This window comes from Flavobacterium chungangensis, assembly GCF_042654045.1.
In the GTDB taxonomy this organism is placed as follows: domain Bacteria; phylum Bacteroidota; class Bacteroidia; order Flavobacteriales; family Flavobacteriaceae; genus Flavobacterium; species Flavobacterium chungangensis.
This window is the reverse complement of the sequence record NZ_JBHSFY010000009.1, coordinates 150,190-166,115: the sequence shown is the minus strand read 5'-3', so window position 1 is coordinate 166,115 and position 15,926 is coordinate 150,190. Positions and strand designations below refer to the sequence as shown.

Genomic DNA, 15,926 nt, shown 5'->3' with positions numbered 1-15,926 from the left:
TTATTCATTTAATTCTAAAAAATAATTCAGCTTAGACTTTATTATTTTTTTGTTTCTGTCTAGCAGATATAGTTTTTCGGGATTTTTACTGTAATAACCGTAATAAATCTGATCTTTTTCTGGTTTATCCCAGTTTAAGATATAGATTGTTCCATCAAGATCTTTCTCTAAACCTCTTTCGGTATTGATAGTACCTTTTTCTTTAAAGTTTTTTTCAGGCTGTTTCCCTTTGTATGTACTAGATAATTGAAATGTATTATCTGCAATATCAATTTTTAAAACCGTTTCTATTCCTTCACAATCTGCACATGGCAGCGTTCCTTCATAAACAGAAATAGTATCATCTGGTTCGTTTTTTTCATTACTAGCAATAGTATCTGTCAAAACAGCATTGTTTCCATCTTTACCATTTTTAGAATTACAAGATGCTATAAGAGCCGATGCAAAAGCAAGAATAATTATTTTTCTCATAATATTTTTTTTATCAAATATAAGGAATATTCTTACTCTATTAATAACTTTAAATTTTAAATCTACAGCGATATCACTCCCATAATAATAGCAGTCTGTACGGCCTCGGCGGTATTGGTTACCTTTAATTTTTCAATAATATTTTGTCTATGGCGTCTTACAGTGTAAACCGAAATATGCATTTCTGTTGCAATTTGTTGGCTTTTATTTCCTTTTGCTACACTAGTCAAAACTTCTATTTCTCTTTTTGAAAGAATATTTTCTGTATTGTTTTTATACTTTTCTGGTTCGATTACCTCGCCTGTTTGAATATTAAAAATTTTTCCTTCAATTCCATTTCGAGGCTGCAAATCTGTTGAAGGCAGATATAAACATAAGGCAAGAGAAATACTTCCGTTATTGAATGTGTTCAAATAGATCGTTCGGTGATTTATATACGTAATTTTATCGTTAGAATCTTTCATTCTCAGACGACTCAAAGTGCTGTAATTACTATATTCTTCTTTTGGAATTTCTTTTAAAAACTGATAAAAATTGAGTTCTAAAACGTGACGCTCAACCAAATCGTCTGAATTGATTTTAGTAAAAATACATTCTTCGAAGGCAGAATCAATTACCATATTTTCATCAGGAAGTCCGAAGATAGAACCGAAACTTCCGGCATAAATATAACTTTTATCGGATTGATAATCGGATAAAACGGCTACACATTGCTCTATTTTGACATAATTGATAACAAATTGTTTGTACATTTCGATATCATTTGATTCTCCAATTTCAAATTTTTGTTCTAAAAACGTAGTCATTAATTGGTTTTCTATTGAAGAATTTTGAGGCATTATAAAGTATAATTGGTTAATTTTAGGTATTGCCTCTTTATTGAAGCCATTCTATTTTTGGAAAACTAAAAATATCACTTTCTATCCCAAAAAAATAATCTATGAAAACATTTTTTTACAACGCCATTATCCTCCTTGGTCTTTCTGCTTTAACGAGCTGCAATACTAAAAACGAAACTGCAAAAACAGCCATGAAAGAAGAAACAAAAACCGATTCTGCATTTGTAAATGGTTCTCCTTGCAATATTAAATTATCTTCTATACATTTTACAAAAGCAGTGAACGGTGCTGATACTTTAATTAAAACCGAAGCTAACGAAAAAGTCATTTTTAAAGCTGGCGAGAAATCTGATTATTTTTCTGATCCAGACGGAAAATTGTCGAATACAACAGCTCCAATGCTTTTATCTGAAGTAGACAATACCAAACCTTTTACGCTTACCACGAAAGTTACGCCTGAGTTTACAGAAAAAGGATTATACAACGCAGGAGTTTTATATATTTATGTGAATGATAGTTTTTATCAAAAATTTTGTTTCGAGCAAGATGAAAGAGGAAATCATCGAGTTGTAACAGTTCGTACGATGGGTACTTCTGATGATAACAATCACGATATTGTAAAACAGCCTTTTGTTTACATGAAAATTTCTTCTGACACAAAAACAGTCGCCAGTTATTATTCGTTAGATAAAAAGAATTGGCAAATGGTTCGTTTATACAAAAACAATTATCCTAAAAAAATCTGGATGGGAATTAGCACACAATGTCCTGTCGATAAAGGAACACAAAGTATTTTTGAAGAAATTAATCTGGAAGAAAAAAGTGTTTCTGATTTTCGCTTAGGAATCTAATCTTGATCTTTTAAGTTATTGAACAAAAACAAATTGTTATTGTTAACATAATTATTTTTTCAAATTGACGTATGATTTATATTACTAAGTTTTGTATTTTTATCTATAGCAAAATAAATATTACCTAACTTTAATAATAAACTACATGGGAAAATTTGTAATTACTACTAGAGCTAATGGAGAATTCCAGTTCAATCTAAAAGCTGGTAATGGCCAAACCATTTTAACAAGTGAAGGCTATACTACAAAAGCGGCCTGCAACAATGGAATTGAATCTGTTAAAAAAAATGCCCCAGACGATGATCGTTATGATAGATTAGAATCTAAAAGCGGAAAACCTTATTTTAATCTAAAAGCTGGAAATGGCCAGATTATTGGTTCTAGTGAAATGTACGAAAGCGTATCTGCAAGAGAAAACGGAATCGAATCTGTTAAGAAAAATGCTCCAGATGCAACAATTGATGATCAGACAGCTTAATTAAAAACTGTTTTAGAAATAAAGAAAAGCGAGGTACAATGCCTCGCTTTTTCTTTATAAATATGTGGTTTATTAATCCAATAAAAACACAATCAATCCTCTTGCTCCATGTGCACCAAGAACCAAAGACTGCTCAATATCGGCTGTTTTTGACGGACCTGCGATGAAAGTTCCAAAACCATATTCCATGTTTCCAATTCTCTGATAAGCCTGCTGCATTGTTGGAACAAGATCTTTTTTATGAACGATAATTGCTAAATATTGTGCTATGAAAGGCGCTACTCGCTGTCCTAAAATATCATCTGTAACCCAAAGTCCGCTATTTTCTGCAACTCCAAAATGTGCTTTTACAACCGTTAATTCAACATCTTGAAGCGAATGCGGATCTACTATTTTCCAATCTAAAGAAGCAATCTCAGAAAGTTCTGGAAGCGTTGTAATTAATCGTTTCTCCAGATTGTAATTCGATTTAATGTAATTGATGATTTCATTATAATCAGCAACTTCTACAGAATCTCCACCAATTCCTTTTAAAACTGTTTTGTAAGTTTCTAAAACATCAAATTGCTCAGAACCTAAAAGATTTAAATCTGGCAGTTCTGAAACCTCATTAGGCTGATTCAGTTTTATTCTTTTTAAAATTTCGCCTTTACTACTCATTCTTTTTATTTTTAGATTCTTTCGCCTTTTTCTTGTACCATTCTCTAAAAGATTCTTCTGGAACATCTGGCATTTCGCGCTGATCGTACCATTTATTCATTTTATTATTGACCATTCCTGGAACGTTCTTCATTACAAATCTTCCCGATTTTCCAGCAATATTAAAAACTGTTGGATTTGCCAATACCGTCGCCATCGTTTTCATCGCAACCGTTTTGGCAGTTGGCGTATGTCCTTCTTTTACCAAAACCTGACGCCATTTGTACAATTGATCGTGAATATCAATTTTAACGGGACAAACGTTGGTACAAGAACCGCAAAGCGTACTTGCAAAAGGCAGATCTGCATTTTTGCTCATATCTAAGTTTGGTGCCAAAATAGAACCAATTGGTCCCGCAACCGCATTATGATAACTATGTCCGCCGCTTCGTCTGTAAACTGGACACGTGTTCATACACGCACCGCAACGAATACATTTTAGCGAATTTCTAAAATCTTCTCTTCCTAATTGTGTACTTCTTCCGTTATCCACAATTACGATATGCATTTCTTTGCCATCTCTTGGTTTCTTGAAATGACTTGAAAAAGTAGTAATAGGCTGTCCTGTTGCGCTTCTTGCCAATAATCTCAAGAAAACGCCTAAATGTTCTCTTTTCGGAATCAATTTCTCAAATCCCATACAAGCAATGTGAACGTCTGCTAAATGCGCGCCCATATCGGCATTTCCTTCATTGGTACAAACCACAAATTCTCCAGTTTCTGCAACCGCAAAATTGACTCCGGTTAAAGCCACTTTTCTAGTCAAGAAAGTATTTCTCAAACTATGGCGAGCAGATTCTGTTAAATACTGCGGATTGAAATTTCCTTTTTCGGTACCTAAATGTTCGTGAAACGTTTCGCTTACATCTTCTTTCTTTAAGTGAATGGCCGGAAGTACAATATGACTCGGTGGTTCTTTACGAAGCTGTACAATATATTCTCCCAAATCAGAATCGATTACTTCAATTCCTTTTTCGGCTAAATAATCGTTTAAATGGCATTCTTCTGTAAGCATCGATTTGGATTTCACCATCTGCTTTACATCATGTTTAGCCATGATCGAATGCACAATTTCGTTATGTTCTTTGGCATCGGCTGCCCAATGTACAATTATTCCATTTCGTTGCGCATTAGCCTCAAATTCAACTAAATAATCATGAATATTAGAAAGTACATTAAATTTAATTTGAGAAGCGGTTTCACGCAAGAGTTCCCAATCTCCAATTTGATGTGCTGATTTATCTCTTTTAGCACGCACAAACCATAGCGTTTCATCATGCCAATTGACACGCTCTACGTCTTTATTAAATTTTGCTGCGGCTTCGCTGTGCTGTATTATTTTTTCTGATGACATCTTATAAAAGTTGTTTTTACCATTAAGACATTAAGTAAATTAAGCTAAACTTTATGAACTTATTTTCTTAGTGATGAAAAGAAAATTAAGTTTTAAAATTCACTTAAGTCTCTTATTTTTTTACCAATTAAATATTTAAACCAAGCTTTATGATCTTAAAATCTTAATGGTAGAAAAAAATTAGTTTTCGAGTGAATTTAATATTTCAGCAATATGAATGGTTTTGATTCTGCTTTTTTGCCTTTTTAGAATTCCATCCAAATGCATTAAACAAGACATATCTCCGCCTGTAATATAATCCACATCATGACTTTCGTGATCTTTAATACGATCTTGCCCCATTTTTACAGAAACTGCTTCTTCGGTAACGCAGAACGTTCCTCCAAAACCACAGCATTCATCTTTTCTGGTCAAAGCAACCAAATCAAGGCCTTCAATATTGTGTAGTAATTGTTCTGGTTTCGAGAAAAATGGTGCGTTCAATTCAGACATCTGCGAAAGCTTTAATCCGCGCTGACCGTGACAGCTTACGTGCATTCCCACTTTAAACGGAAATCTTCCGTCGATATGGTCAATTTTTAAAACGTCGGTTATAAACTCAGTAAGTTCATAAACCGTATTTCGTATTGCTGTTGCCTTCTCTTCTTGTTTTTCGTCATGCAAATGGTCTTTTACATGCAAAACACAACTTCCAGAAGGACAGACTATGTAATCAAATCCAGAAAAATTGGCAATAAAATTGGCGTCGCATACTTTTGTTAAATGCGCATAACCGCTATTGGCCATTGGCTGTCCGCAGCAGGTTTGCCCCATCGGAAATTCGACGTCACAACCTAATTTTTGTAGTAATTCGTAGGTTGCGATTCCTACTTTAGGATAAAATTGGTCGACATAACAAGGTATAAAAAGTCCAATTTTCATGTTGTAGTATTTAGTGTGTTGTTCATTTTGGCGTGTACTGTAAAAATGTAAAAAATACGTTTCTCAGCAAATTTACAACATACAGATCGTTTTTACCTAATGTTTATAGAATTTCAAATCAATTAAATCGTTTTGAATTGGTTTTGGATTCCAATTATCATGAATTGCCAACGCAGCTCCCAAAGCACTCGCCTGCGCCATCGAAGCAGCATAGACTTCAATATCTGGAAAAGCTTCTGCCAATAAATTCATATAAATTGAATTTTTACTGAAACCTCCATCCACAAAAATCTTTTTTACGGGACTGTTATGAATTACCAAATTGGTCGAAAAAACCTGCTGTTCTACCAAATCCAGCATTAATTGATGATAGGCTGTTTCGTAATTTTTATAATGCGAAAGGTCTCTTTTTTGAAAAGGACATTCTTTCAGAATATCAAAATTGTATTTTTTCGGATAGAAAATCTGATAGTTAAGCGCACGTAAATTGGCTACTATTTTTTTATCAAAATAAACTTCTTTGTACGTATCAACAGGAACATTAAAATGTTGCGCCAAACGTTTGGTTTGCACTTCGTGTTCATTTCCTGCAAATAATCGTGCTGCTTTTACAGGTTTTTCTGTGTACTGCATGTAACATAAACAATCGTTTTGCGATTCGTCAAATGTTAAAGGTTTATTATTGAATGGATTTAAAGAAATACTCCAAGTTCCTGTAGACAATAAGACAAATGGCTCAGTAAAATTAATTGTATACGGAATAATTGCCGATGAACTATCGTGAAGACCAACTCCAATTGCCAGATTATCGCGAGTCATAATGACATCTTTTCCAAAATGAATTGGTGGTATTTTATCTGAAATACCTTCTTCTTTCAGCCATTTATGATATTTCATTTTTTTGAAATTCCACAAATTGGTATGACAGCCAATACTGGTAATATCAGCGTATGCTTCATTCGTTAAAAGAAAACTTAAAAACTGCGGCAAGTGCAAGCAGTATTTTACTTTTTCAAAAATTTCGGGTTTTTCTTCTTTCAATCGGTAAATCTGCATTCCCGAATTTAAACTGCCCAAAACAGGAGAAGCTGTTTTTACAGCAAACTTTTTTTCTCCTTTGTATTTTTCATAGAAATGAGATTTTAATTCCTCTGGATAATCTTTTAGATAATTATACAGAGGAGTTAAAACTTTTCCGTTTTCGTCTATATAAACAAAACTTGCTCCGTAAGTGCTGAAATTGATGGCTTTTAAAACATAATCTTTAAGCTCTTTTATTTCAGATAATCGATCTAAAATCCAATTTTTAAGTACTTCGATATCTTCACACGGAAATCCGTCTTCGTCTTTGGTTTCTTCCAGATTAACCGATTTCTCCCAGACAATTTTATAATTTTCGTTAAATAAAAAAACCTTTTTGTTTGTTTTACCAATATCAAAAATCGCAACTACATTCATTCTTTTTAATTGTAAATTGTTAATTATCAATTGTCAATTTATAATTAACAATTAATAATTGATAATTATAATCCCGTTGCCATTGTTTTTAAACCTCTTTCTTCAATCAGATTTTGTCTTACTTGAATCGAACGGTATAATGCTACAGGGTTTAAAGCAGCTCCAGAACGAAGACGCGCTTCGGCAACTAATGCGCGAACATCTGTACGGAAAGCATTTTGAAGAATTTCTTGTGCTTTTACAACGTCATTTTCTTCTTGCGCTTGTTCCAATGCTTTTCTGTCTACAGAAAGTGCCTGAGCATAAGCAATCATAATCGCTTCAACAGATTGCAATAAATCTTCTAATGGATCTTTGATATTATGAGAAGCGTCGATCATCCAGCCTAAATCTTTGGCGTGATTCATTCCTCTTGCATCCATTCCTTCAACCAATTCATTAAAAATTAAGAATAATTGATATGGTTTTAAAGCTCCAGCTGTTAAATCATCATCACCGTATTTTGAGTCATTAAAGTGGAAACCTCCTAATTTGTTTTCCATCAATAATAAAGAAACAATCTGCTCAATATTAGCGTTTGGAAGATGGTGGCCTAAATCGACTAAAGTCTGCGCTTTGTCGCCTAACTTTTTAACATACGAATAAGACTGCCCCCAATCTGCTACAGTCGTAGAATAAAAGTTAGGCTCAGCACATTTATATTCTAAAAATAATTTCCAGTTTGAAGGCAATGCATCGTAGATTTCCTCTAAACTTTCTAAAGTATTTTGATATGCTTTTCTGAAGTTTAACTGCCCAGGGAAGTTAGAACCGTCAGCTAGCCAAATGGTTAAAGACTCAGAACCTAATTCGATTCCGTGTTTAATAACTTCAATATTATGAGCAATTGCTTGTTTGCGAACCGCTTTGTTTACATTTTGTAAAGAACCGTATTTGTAAGTGTGCTCAGAACTTGCTTGATCTTGAAAAGTGTTCGAGTTCATAGCATCGAATTTTAATCCATGCTGATTTGCAAGTGTTTTGATTGCTTTATAATCAGTCGGAATATCCCACGGAATATGAAGTGAAATGGCTCCCGAAGCATTGTTTAATTTGTGAAGCAAACCAACATCTTCAATTTTTTCTTCTAAAGAACGAGGTTCTCCTCCTCCAGCGAAACGTCCAAATCTTGTTCCTCCTGTTCCTAAAGCCCAAGATGGAATTGCAATTTGAAAGTCGATTAATTTTTGAATAATTGCTTCTGTATCATTTATTTCTGAGGCTGTAAAAACTAATTTATTCTGGTGTTTTTTGATTAAATCTTCGTTATGAGATTCGATGTGGTTTGATCCGATTAACATAGTTATTGATATTTTAATAGAGTTTACAAGATATAACTTTTATATTTCTAGTATATTTTTTTAACAAAATAGTGACGAAATTTTTGAAGCTGATTTTACGGATTCGCTATCGCGAAGACGCTGATTTTATTTTCTGGTTTCACGCAGATTTAAAAAGGATTTTAGCAGATAATGCAAATCTTATTTTAATCATCTAAAAATTAAAATCTGTTAGATCTGCTCAAATCTGTCTAAATCTGCGTGAAACAAAAAAACCCGTCTTTTTCAGCGTTTTCGCGATAGCGAATCCGAGTTATCTGCGTTCTATATCTTATGTGTTTTAAATATTTTTTGAACTTATAATTTCTATAGCTGTTAAACTCTGGTTGTACTTCACTTTTTTGTTAAGTTTTCTTTGTTAAAGCGAATTGTTATAGGCTAAAAAAATCTAACGTTCGAAAGAATCGAACGCTAGACCACAAAAAACCACTTTTGCTTAAACAAACTTATATAAAAAACCTAAACAATCTTTATCTATAAAAGCCCATGGCTACGCCACCATCTACGTTTAATGCGTTTCCTGTAGATTTACCAAGTAAACCTCCAACAAAAGCATAACAAGCGTTAGCAATATCATCTGGCAATATGATTTCATTTAATAACGTACGTTTTGCATAGTAAGCCGGAAGTTCTTCAACTGTAACTCCGTATGCTTTTGCACGACCTTCTGCCCATCCGCCAGACCAAATATTAGAGTCTGAAATTACAGCGTCAGGATTTACTGTGTTTACACGAATTTTATCTGCTCCAAGTTCTGCAGCCATTAAACGTGTTAAGTGTGCTTGCGCTGCTTTTGCCGAACCATAACCAGGATTATTCGGACCAGCAACTACAGCATTTTTAGAAACGATATTTACAATATCTCCTCCAAAACCTTGTTTGCGCATTACTTCGATTCCAGCTTTAGAAACAATAAATTGTCCCTTAACCAGAATATCATATAATCTATCCCACTCTTCAAGAGTATGTTCTGCAATAGATTTAGAAATACTAATTCCAGCATTATTCACCACAATGTCAACACCTCCAAAAGCTAAACAAGCTTCATCTAATGCTTTTTCTGTGCTTACTTCGTCTGTAACATTCAATAAAGTGCTAGAAACGGCATCTTTACCAAAAGCTTTAATAAACTCAGCAGATGCACCTTGCAAACGCTCTTCGTTAATATCGTTGATTACCACACAAGCACCTTCTTGAGCGAATTTTTTAGCGATAGCTTTACCAATTCCGCCCGCAGAACCAGTAATTAAAGCTACTCTTCCAGACAATGCTTTTGGTTTTGGCATACGTTGTAATTTAGCTTCTTCTAGTAACCAATATTCAATATCAAAAGCTTCTTGGTGCGGTAAAGAAGTATATTCTGAAACTGCTTCAGCACCTTTCATTACGTTTACTGCATTGATATAATATTCAGATGCCAAACGCGCCATTGTTTTATCTTTAGCAAAAGTGAACATACCAACTCCAGGATATAAAATTACAACCGGGTTTGGGTCACGCATTGCTGGCGAGTTTGATTTTTTACATGCATTGTAATAGTCTTTGTACATGGCACGGTAAGCCTCAAATGCAGGAGCTAATTTTGCTTTTACAGCGGCAACATCAGATAAATCTTCGTTTGGATCTAATTCTAAAACCAATGGACTGATTTTAGTTCTCAAAAAGTGATCTGGGCAAGAAGTTCCCAATGGAGCTAATTTTGAAAGATCATTAGAATTAATGAATTCTAAAACTCTTGCATCGTCTGTATAATGACCAATCATCTGACGCTCTGATGAACAGAAACCTCTTAAGATTGGAGCTACTTTTGCTGCTTTCAATTTACGATCTGCTTCTGGAAGACTATCGATTTTTTTACCTCCAAAAACTGGACGTGTTTTTCCGTAATTATCTTCTAAGTAAGAAGCACATTTCTCGATTACTTCCAGCGTATTGATATAACTATCAAACGCAGTATCTCCCCAAGTAAATAAACCATGAGAACCTAACATGATTCCGCGTAGTTTTTTACCGTTTTTTTCTGCTTCTTCCAAACAAGCTCTCAACTGAAGACCAAGATCAAATCCTGGACGCTGCCAACCTACCCAACCAATTTCTCCGTTAAACAATTCTTCTGTGATTTTCTTTCCATCTTTAGCAGCAGCGATAGCAATTGCCGCATCTGGATGTAAGTGATCGATATGTTTGAACGGAAGAAAACCATGTAATGGCGTATCAATAGAAGGTGCTTTAGAAGCTAAATCGAAAATACAGTGGTTGAACAATTCTACCATTTCATCTTCAAACTCAATACCTCTGTAAACATTTTCAAGGTTACGAAGTCTGTCCAAATACAAAGCTGCACAACCAGATTTTGTCAACGTTCCAATATCACCGCCAGAACCTTTAATCCACATTACTTCAGAAGATTCTCCCGTAAGAGGATCTTTGTCTGTAATTTTCACAGAAGTGTTTCCACCTCCATAATTGGTCAATCTTAAATCAGCCCCTAACAAGTTAGAACGATAAATAAAAAGCGCTACTTCATCACCTGCTAATGCGGCTGCCTTAGCTTCATCCCAAAGGTAGCTTACATGCTTAAAATTCATATTATTAATTGTGTTTGTATTCGACATATAGTATTTTAAATTATTTCTTGTATTTATAATGAGTTACCAATTCCTACCAAAACGATTGCAAGCATAATAAGTCCGATTCCCCAGAAAAAAGTCCTTAAAGTTCTTTTAGAAACTCCTTTCCATTCTTTCAAATAAAATCCCCAAAAGTTTGCTGTTAAAATGATGGTCGCCATATGCAGAATCCATGAACTGGCACCATTTCCAAGTTTGCTTTCTCCCATTCCGTAAAAGAAAAACTGTAAAAACCACATGGTTCCAGCAAGAGCAGAAAACAAGACATTTTTAGTTATTGGAGTCGATTTATCGGTGTAATTTTTAATTGATTTGTTTTTAAAATTTAAATAAAGACACCAGATAAAATTGGACGTTAATCCTCCCCATAGCAAAACCACATAAGTCACGTTGTTTTGAAATAACGGATTTGCACCATTTACTACTGCATGTTCTGCCATAGATTTTCCAGCTTCGATTCCGTAATTAAAGAAGGAACTCAAAATTCCTGAAATCACGGCTACGATCAACCCTTTTACTAAGTTGAAGTCTTTGTCTTTATCTTCGTGACCTGTTGCAAAATCCTTTTCTTTCAGCATTCCTGCTTTTCCAGAAATGGCAATTCCGATTAGATATACCACCACACCCAATAAGACAATCTGACCGCCAGTATTAGTAAGCATGTGAGAAAACGAAATCTTACCCTCTGTTGGAACAATATCATAATAAATGGATGGCACTAAAGCTCCAAATGCAGAGCAGAATCCTAACGTAATTGAATTTCCCAAAGACATTCCTAAATAACGAACGCCCAAACCATAAGTTAAACCGCCAATTCCCCAAATTAACCCCATTGTAAAAGTGAAGGTTTTTATTGATGGAGAAGCTGCTGCAATAATTTCTGTAAAATTTGGAATCGTTAAGTACGCTGCAATTGGTGGCACGATCAGCCAAGAGAAAAATCCTCCTACAAGCCAATAGCTTTCCCAAGCCCAGTCTTTTACTTTTTTAAAAGGCATATAAAAACTACCTGAAGAAAATCCTCCGATAGAATGAAAAATGATTCCTAATAATGATTCCATTTAATAAATTTTAGTTTTTGGTTTGGTAGATAGTGATTTGGTTTTGTAAAATAAGAGAATGTCAAAAACAAAACTGTCCTGTACTATCCTTTACGGATTTTATATTTTTTGTTAAAACTAAAGATTATTAGAAATAACGGCTTGCAATTATTGGGTAAATAAATTTAAAATGGCTATTTTAGCAATCGATTTCGTAATTATTGATTCTTCATTAAGGTCAAAATTTAGAAATCATAAAAAAAAGATTACAAGCCTTGACGAATTCTCTTTTTTATGACCAAAATGATTCTGTGAATTAGATTCTTTTTGAAAGAAGAGATTTTTAAAAAAATTATTTAGAATTAAAATGAGTTTCGCTAAAATGCGAAATAAATTTCCTCACAATGAACATGATTAAACTTATTAAAATAGACGAAGACTCTCGAGTTCCCAAATACAAACAAATTGTTGACTCTATTCTGCAGAACATCGCCAACGGAAATTTAAAAATCAATCAAAAAATTCCTTCTATAAATAGTTTCAGCGAAGAATTCTATATGTCTCGTGATACTGTTGAGAAAGCCTATAATATTTTAAAAGAGCGAAAAATCATTTCTTCCATTAGAGGAAAAGGCTATTACATTACTCGAACAAAATTGGAATCTAAGGTCAATATTTTATTCTTGACCAATAAATTGAGTTCGTATAAAATGAAAACCTACAGCTCATTTATTGATACTTTAGGCGCAAATGCACATGTTGATCTTCAAATTTATCACTGTGATGAGACTTTATTCTTGAATATCTTAGATAAGTTTGAAGGTGCTTACGATTATTATGTCATTACAACACACTTTAAAACAGATGAATTAAAACATTTGAGCTTTACTGATGATGTTGTAAATGCCATTAAAAAAATCCCACAAGAAAAACTGGTTGTTTTAGACAATATAAAATTAGGAACAGGTAATGATGTCATTAAGATTTACCAGGATTTTGAAAATGACATTTATAATGCCTTAAAAGAAGGTCTTTCTAAAATATCTAAATACAAGCGTTTAATTCTAGTATATCCTGATAAAGCGGTTTATCCTTATCCGAGAAGAATTTTGCACGGATTTAGAAAATTCTGTGTGGAACACGAAATCAATTTTGAAATTCTGAGTGAAGTTTACGATGATATGATTCTTAAAAAAGGAGATTTGTTTATTACAATCGAAGAATCTGATCTGGTCAACTTAGTAAAACAGATTCGCGATGAAGAGTTTGTTTTAGGAAAAGATATAGGTGTCATTTCATACAACGATACCCCTTTAAAAGATTTACTTGGCATTACTGTAATGTCAACCGATTTTAATGTTATGGGAGAAACCGCTGCGAGAATGATTTTGAACAAAGAAAAAGGTCAGGTAAAAGTGCCTTTTAATTTTATTGATAGAAATTCGATTTAATCTAAGATGCTAAGCTTCTAAGATACTGAGATACTGAGATATTGAGATACTAAGATACTGAGTTTTTTTTCTTAGCGTCTTAGAAGCTTAGCATCTCAGAAACTTAGAAACTTAGAAACTCATTTTTTATCATATGGAATATATTGATCCCATTCCCATGGCGTGTAGGTGTCTTTTATTCCTGTTTCCAGTAAATACTTAATTATTTTTCCCGTTGGATAACTGTTCGACATGATGACCATTGCAGTTCCTTTGTCTTGAAAAACAATTCCGTAGTGTTGAAAACCTGAACCTTGCCCTTCTTTAAAAGCGCCATAACCATACGGGCTTTTCACTAATCCCCAACCTAGGCCGTATGAAAGTTCTGTTTTGTCATTCCAGTTTCCATCTTCTAATGCTCCTGGTCCGAACTGATTTTTAGAACGAATGCGAATCTGCGGACTAAACATTTCTTTGTATGATTTAGCATTCAATATTTTTTTATTCAAAATTGCAGTTATAAACTTGCTATAATCTTCTATTGTAGTTTCTAGCGTACCTGCTCCTCTCGGTGCATTGTCTTTGTCTTTTTCCTGCATTTTTCCGTTTTCATCATATCCGTAGGCATAATCTTTTTCGAATTTCTCTTGCCATTTATAACTTGAATTTGTCATTCCCAGCGGTTTAAATACTTTTTCCTGAGCCATTTCTTCTAAGGTTTTCCCAGTAATTTTTTCCAAAACTACTTGAAGATACGTAAGCCCTTCACCCGAATAACTGTATCTTGTTCCTGGCTCAAACTTAACTTTCAGCTTTTCATCAGATTCAAACCAACGCCAGTTTGGCAAGCCAGAAGTATGATCGAGACACATTCTGGCGGTTATTTTTTTATATTCTGGATATGATTTTAATTCTGTAAAATCTTCGTGCCATACTTTAAAATCATATTCATAAATTGGTTTCGGAAGATAATCCTGAAGTGGTTTGTCTAAGGTTATGACTCCTTCTTCTGCTAGTTTCATAGCTAAAACAGCAAAAACCGCTTTGCTCAAAGAAGCCCCATAAAGATTGGTCTGTAGCTCTAACTTCTTTTTGGTTTCGACATTACTAAAGCCAAAAGTCTTTATGTAAACAGGTTTTTTGGCATTAAACACGGCTATAGCCAATCCTTTCACATCGGCTTTGCTCATCAGGTTTTCAATAGTGGCGGTCAAACTATCGGTTGAAATTGTACTTCCGTCAAGCCTTTTTATGGTGGAATTTTGCGCTTGAGCAGGAATTATACTTATAAAAAAAATGATTAAAAGAAGATTTTTCATGATTTTAATTTATTAAGCATTAATTAATCAATTCACTCTACTTTCACACAAAGCCTTTTAAGCAATACGTTTACCTCAAACAACTTGATAATAAGTCAAGTAAAATGATTAAGAATTTTATAATTATTTTAAACCCCATTTTTTATTATATTTCAGTCCATATAATCATACAAATATATTCGGCAGAAAAACATAAGGCAATACTTATAAATAACCATTTTTATGAAAAACATAAAAGATGATTTGAGCAAACAGCTTTTGGAGCAAAAAAACTCAGGAAACTTAAATAATAAAAAGGTTTTAAAAACGTGTCAGGAAATGGCACAGAATTTTGCTGATTTAGAAAATGGCATTGCCGTTTTAAGTGATTTATACAACAATAAAAGCTATATCTATTCGGGAAAAATTGCTCAAGAACTTGAGATTTTTAAAGAAGATCAAGTGCAAGAAATTGAGAGCATTTGGGAAGAAGAGCTTTTTGGCAAATTAAACTCAGATGATGTACTGCAAAAATACCTTTTAGAACTTCATTTTTTTCAGTTCATAAAAACGATTCCGACTGAGGAACGAAGAAACTTTTGTGTAATAAGTAAATTAAGAATGAATGACGAAACCGCAGGGAAATCTTTATTGCACAAAATGTTCTATTTTTCAAATCAGTACGAAGATGTAGAATTGGCACTTTGTTTTTATAATTTTGATTTTTCACTAGCTCTTGACTATGAAGGTGCAATAATAAATACTGCAACTGGAAATATTGTAAAACAGAATGTGAAAGAAAATGAATTCTTTCTTTCTGCACGAGAAAAAGAAATTCTTAAAATGCTTCAAGCAGGAAAACAAAGTAAAGAGATTGCAACCCTCCTATTTATTAGCATCAATACTGTAAGCCGTCATCGGCAAAATATTTTGGAGAAAATGAAAGTTAATAATACTGCGGAAGCATGCTCCATTGCCACGAAGCTAAAGTGGATATAGTTTTTTTTTTTAAGATGCTAAGGTTCTAAGATGCTAAGATTCTAAGTTTTTTTTAAAGTTGCTGAGAAATTCTTAATTC

14 protein-coding genes are annotated in these 15,926 nt (G+C 33.6%); 4 read left to right on the top strand and 10 right to left on the bottom strand.

The window, feature by feature from the left end; genetic code table 11:
* Positions 1 to 471, bottom strand: a complete 471-nt coding sequence (locus ACFO3N_RS15670; RefSeq protein ID WP_379799170.1) for a copper resistance protein NlpE — start codon at positions 469 to 471, stop codon at positions 1 to 3.
* A gap of 62 nt (positions 472 to 533) precedes the next feature.
* On the bottom strand, positions 534 to 1,277 hold the full coding sequence (locus ACFO3N_RS15665; RefSeq protein WP_379799168.1) for a response regulator transcription factor: 744 nt from the start codon (positions 1,275 to 1,277) through the stop codon (positions 534 to 536).
* A gap of 134 nt (positions 1,278 to 1,411) precedes the next feature.
* Here ACFO3N_RS15665 and ACFO3N_RS15660 point away from each other — a divergent pair, with 134 nt between their 5' ends.
* A complete protein-coding gene (locus ACFO3N_RS15660; RefSeq protein ID WP_379799166.1) occupies positions 1,412 to 2,161 on the top strand; it encodes a DUF1349 domain-containing protein in 750 nt (249 codons plus the stop codon).
* Between the two features lie 145 nt (positions 2,162 to 2,306).
* Positions 2,307 to 2,639 (top strand): YegP family protein, encoded by a 333-nt coding sequence (locus ACFO3N_RS15655; RefSeq protein WP_379799164.1) that lies wholly within the window; start codon positions 2,307 to 2,309, stop codon positions 2,637 to 2,639.
* A 72-nt stretch (positions 2,640 to 2,711) separates the two neighbouring features.
* Here ACFO3N_RS15655 and ACFO3N_RS15650 read toward each other — a convergent pair whose 3' ends face one another.
* The 7 genes from ACFO3N_RS15650 to rhaT form a co-directional block, all read right to left on the bottom strand.
* Positions 2,712 to 3,299, bottom strand: a complete 588-nt coding sequence (locus tag ACFO3N_RS15650; protein ID WP_379799162.1) for a LutC/YkgG family protein — start codon at positions 3,297 to 3,299, stop codon at positions 2,712 to 2,714.
* Positions 3,292 to 4,692 carry a lactate utilization protein B gene (locus tag ACFO3N_RS15645; RefSeq protein ID WP_379799160.1) on the bottom strand — a complete coding sequence of 467 codons (1,401 nt, stop codon included), beginning with the start codon at positions 4,690 to 4,692 and terminating at the stop codon, positions 3,292 to 3,294. Before ACFO3N_RS15645 ends, ACFO3N_RS15650 begins: the two co-directional genes overlap by 8 nt.
* Positions 4,693 to 4,872: 180 nt before the next feature.
* Entirely contained in the window at positions 4,873 to 5,613 is a 741-nt protein-coding gene (locus ACFO3N_RS15640) for a (Fe-S)-binding protein (RefSeq protein WP_379799158.1), read from the bottom strand.
* Positions 5,614 to 5,709: 96 nt separating this feature from the next.
* The gene (locus tag ACFO3N_RS15635) at positions 5,710 to 7,071 is read right to left on the bottom strand and encodes an FGGY-family carbohydrate kinase (protein ID WP_379799156.1); all 1,362 of its coding nucleotides are present in this window, start codon (positions 7,069 to 7,071) and stop codon (positions 5,710 to 5,712) included.
* A 65-nt stretch (positions 7,072 to 7,136) separates the two neighbouring features.
* The gene (locus ACFO3N_RS15630) at positions 7,137 to 8,411 is read right to left on the bottom strand and encodes a sugar isomerase (protein WP_379799154.1); all 1,275 of its coding nucleotides are present in this window, start codon (positions 8,409 to 8,411) and stop codon (positions 7,137 to 7,139) included.
* A 509-nt stretch (positions 8,412 to 8,920) separates the two neighbouring features.
* Positions 8,921 to 11,065, bottom strand: a complete 2,145-nt coding sequence (locus ACFO3N_RS15625; protein ID WP_379799152.1) for a bifunctional aldolase/short-chain dehydrogenase — start codon at positions 11,063 to 11,065, stop codon at positions 8,921 to 8,923.
* A gap of 26 nt (positions 11,066 to 11,091) precedes the next feature.
* Entirely contained in the window at positions 11,092 to 12,141 is a 1,050-nt protein-coding gene (rhaT, locus tag ACFO3N_RS15620; protein ID WP_379799150.1) for an L-rhamnose/proton symporter RhaT, read from the bottom strand.
* A 389-nt stretch (positions 12,142 to 12,530) separates the two neighbouring features.
* Between rhaT and ACFO3N_RS15615 the strand changes: the two genes are divergently transcribed.
* Positions 12,531 to 13,571, top strand: a complete 1,041-nt coding sequence (locus ACFO3N_RS15615; RefSeq protein WP_250837173.1) for a GntR family transcriptional regulator — start codon at positions 12,531 to 12,533, stop codon at positions 13,569 to 13,571.
* Positions 13,572 to 13,690: 119 nt separating this feature from the next.
* Here the strand turns inward: ACFO3N_RS15615 and ACFO3N_RS15610 are convergent, their stop codons facing one another.
* The gene (locus ACFO3N_RS15610) at positions 13,691 to 14,869 is read right to left on the bottom strand and encodes a serine hydrolase domain-containing protein (protein WP_379799148.1); all 1,179 of its coding nucleotides are present in this window, start codon (positions 14,867 to 14,869) and stop codon (positions 13,691 to 13,693) included.
* 222 nt (positions 14,870 to 15,091) lie between these two features.
* On the opposite strand from ACFO3N_RS15610, the gene ACFO3N_RS15605 reads away from it, so the two are divergent.
* Positions 15,092 to 15,847 (top strand): response regulator transcription factor, encoded by a 756-nt coding sequence (locus ACFO3N_RS15605; RefSeq protein WP_379799146.1) that lies wholly within the window; start codon positions 15,092 to 15,094, stop codon positions 15,845 to 15,847.
* Positions 15,848 to 15,926: the final 79 nt, after the last annotated feature.

Coding starts and splice junctions, on each gene's coding strand:
- ACFO3N_RS15670 (WP_379799170.1), bottom strand. CDS start 471: ATGAGAAAAATAATTATTCTTGCTTTTGCATCGGCTCTTATAGCATCT.
- ACFO3N_RS15665 (WP_379799168.1), bottom strand. CDS start 1,277: ATGACTACGTTTTTAGAACAAAAATTTGAAATTGGAGAATCAAATGAT.
- ACFO3N_RS15660 (WP_379799166.1), top strand. CDS start 1,412: ATGAAAACATTTTTTTACAACGCCATTATCCTCCTTGGTCTTTCTGCT.
- ACFO3N_RS15655 (WP_379799164.1), top strand. CDS start 2,307: ATGGGAAAATTTGTAATTACTACTAGAGCTAATGGAGAATTCCAGTTC.
- ACFO3N_RS15650 (WP_379799162.1), bottom strand. CDS start 3,299: ATGAGTAGTAAAGGCGAAATTTTAAAAAGAATAAAACTGAATCAGCCT.
- ACFO3N_RS15645 (WP_379799160.1), bottom strand. CDS start 4,692: ATGTCATCAGAAAAAATAATACAGCACAGCGAAGCCGCAGCAAAATTT.
- ACFO3N_RS15640 (WP_379799158.1), bottom strand. CDS start 5,613: ATGAAAATTGGACTTTTTATACCTTGTTATGTCGACCAATTTTATCCT.
- ACFO3N_RS15635 (WP_379799156.1), bottom strand. CDS start 7,071: ATGAATGTAGTTGCGATTTTTGATATTGGTAAAACAAACAAAAAGGTT.
- ACFO3N_RS15630 (WP_379799154.1), bottom strand. CDS start 8,411: ATGTTAATCGGATCAAACCACATCGAATCTCATAACGAAGATTTAATC.
- ACFO3N_RS15625 (WP_379799152.1), bottom strand. CDS start 11,065: ATGTCGAATACAAACACAATTAATAATATGAATTTTAAGCATGTAAGC.
- rhaT (WP_379799150.1), bottom strand. CDS start 12,141: ATGGAATCATTATTAGGAATCATTTTTCATTCTATCGGAGGATTTTCT.
- ACFO3N_RS15615 (WP_250837173.1), top strand. CDS start 12,531: ATGATTAAACTTATTAAAATAGACGAAGACTCTCGAGTTCCCAAATAC.
- ACFO3N_RS15610 (WP_379799148.1), bottom strand. CDS start 14,869: ATGAAAAATCTTCTTTTAATCATTTTTTTTATAAGTATAATTCCTGCT.
- ACFO3N_RS15605 (WP_379799146.1), top strand. CDS start 15,092: ATGAAAAACATAAAAGATGATTTGAGCAAACAGCTTTTGGAGCAAAAA.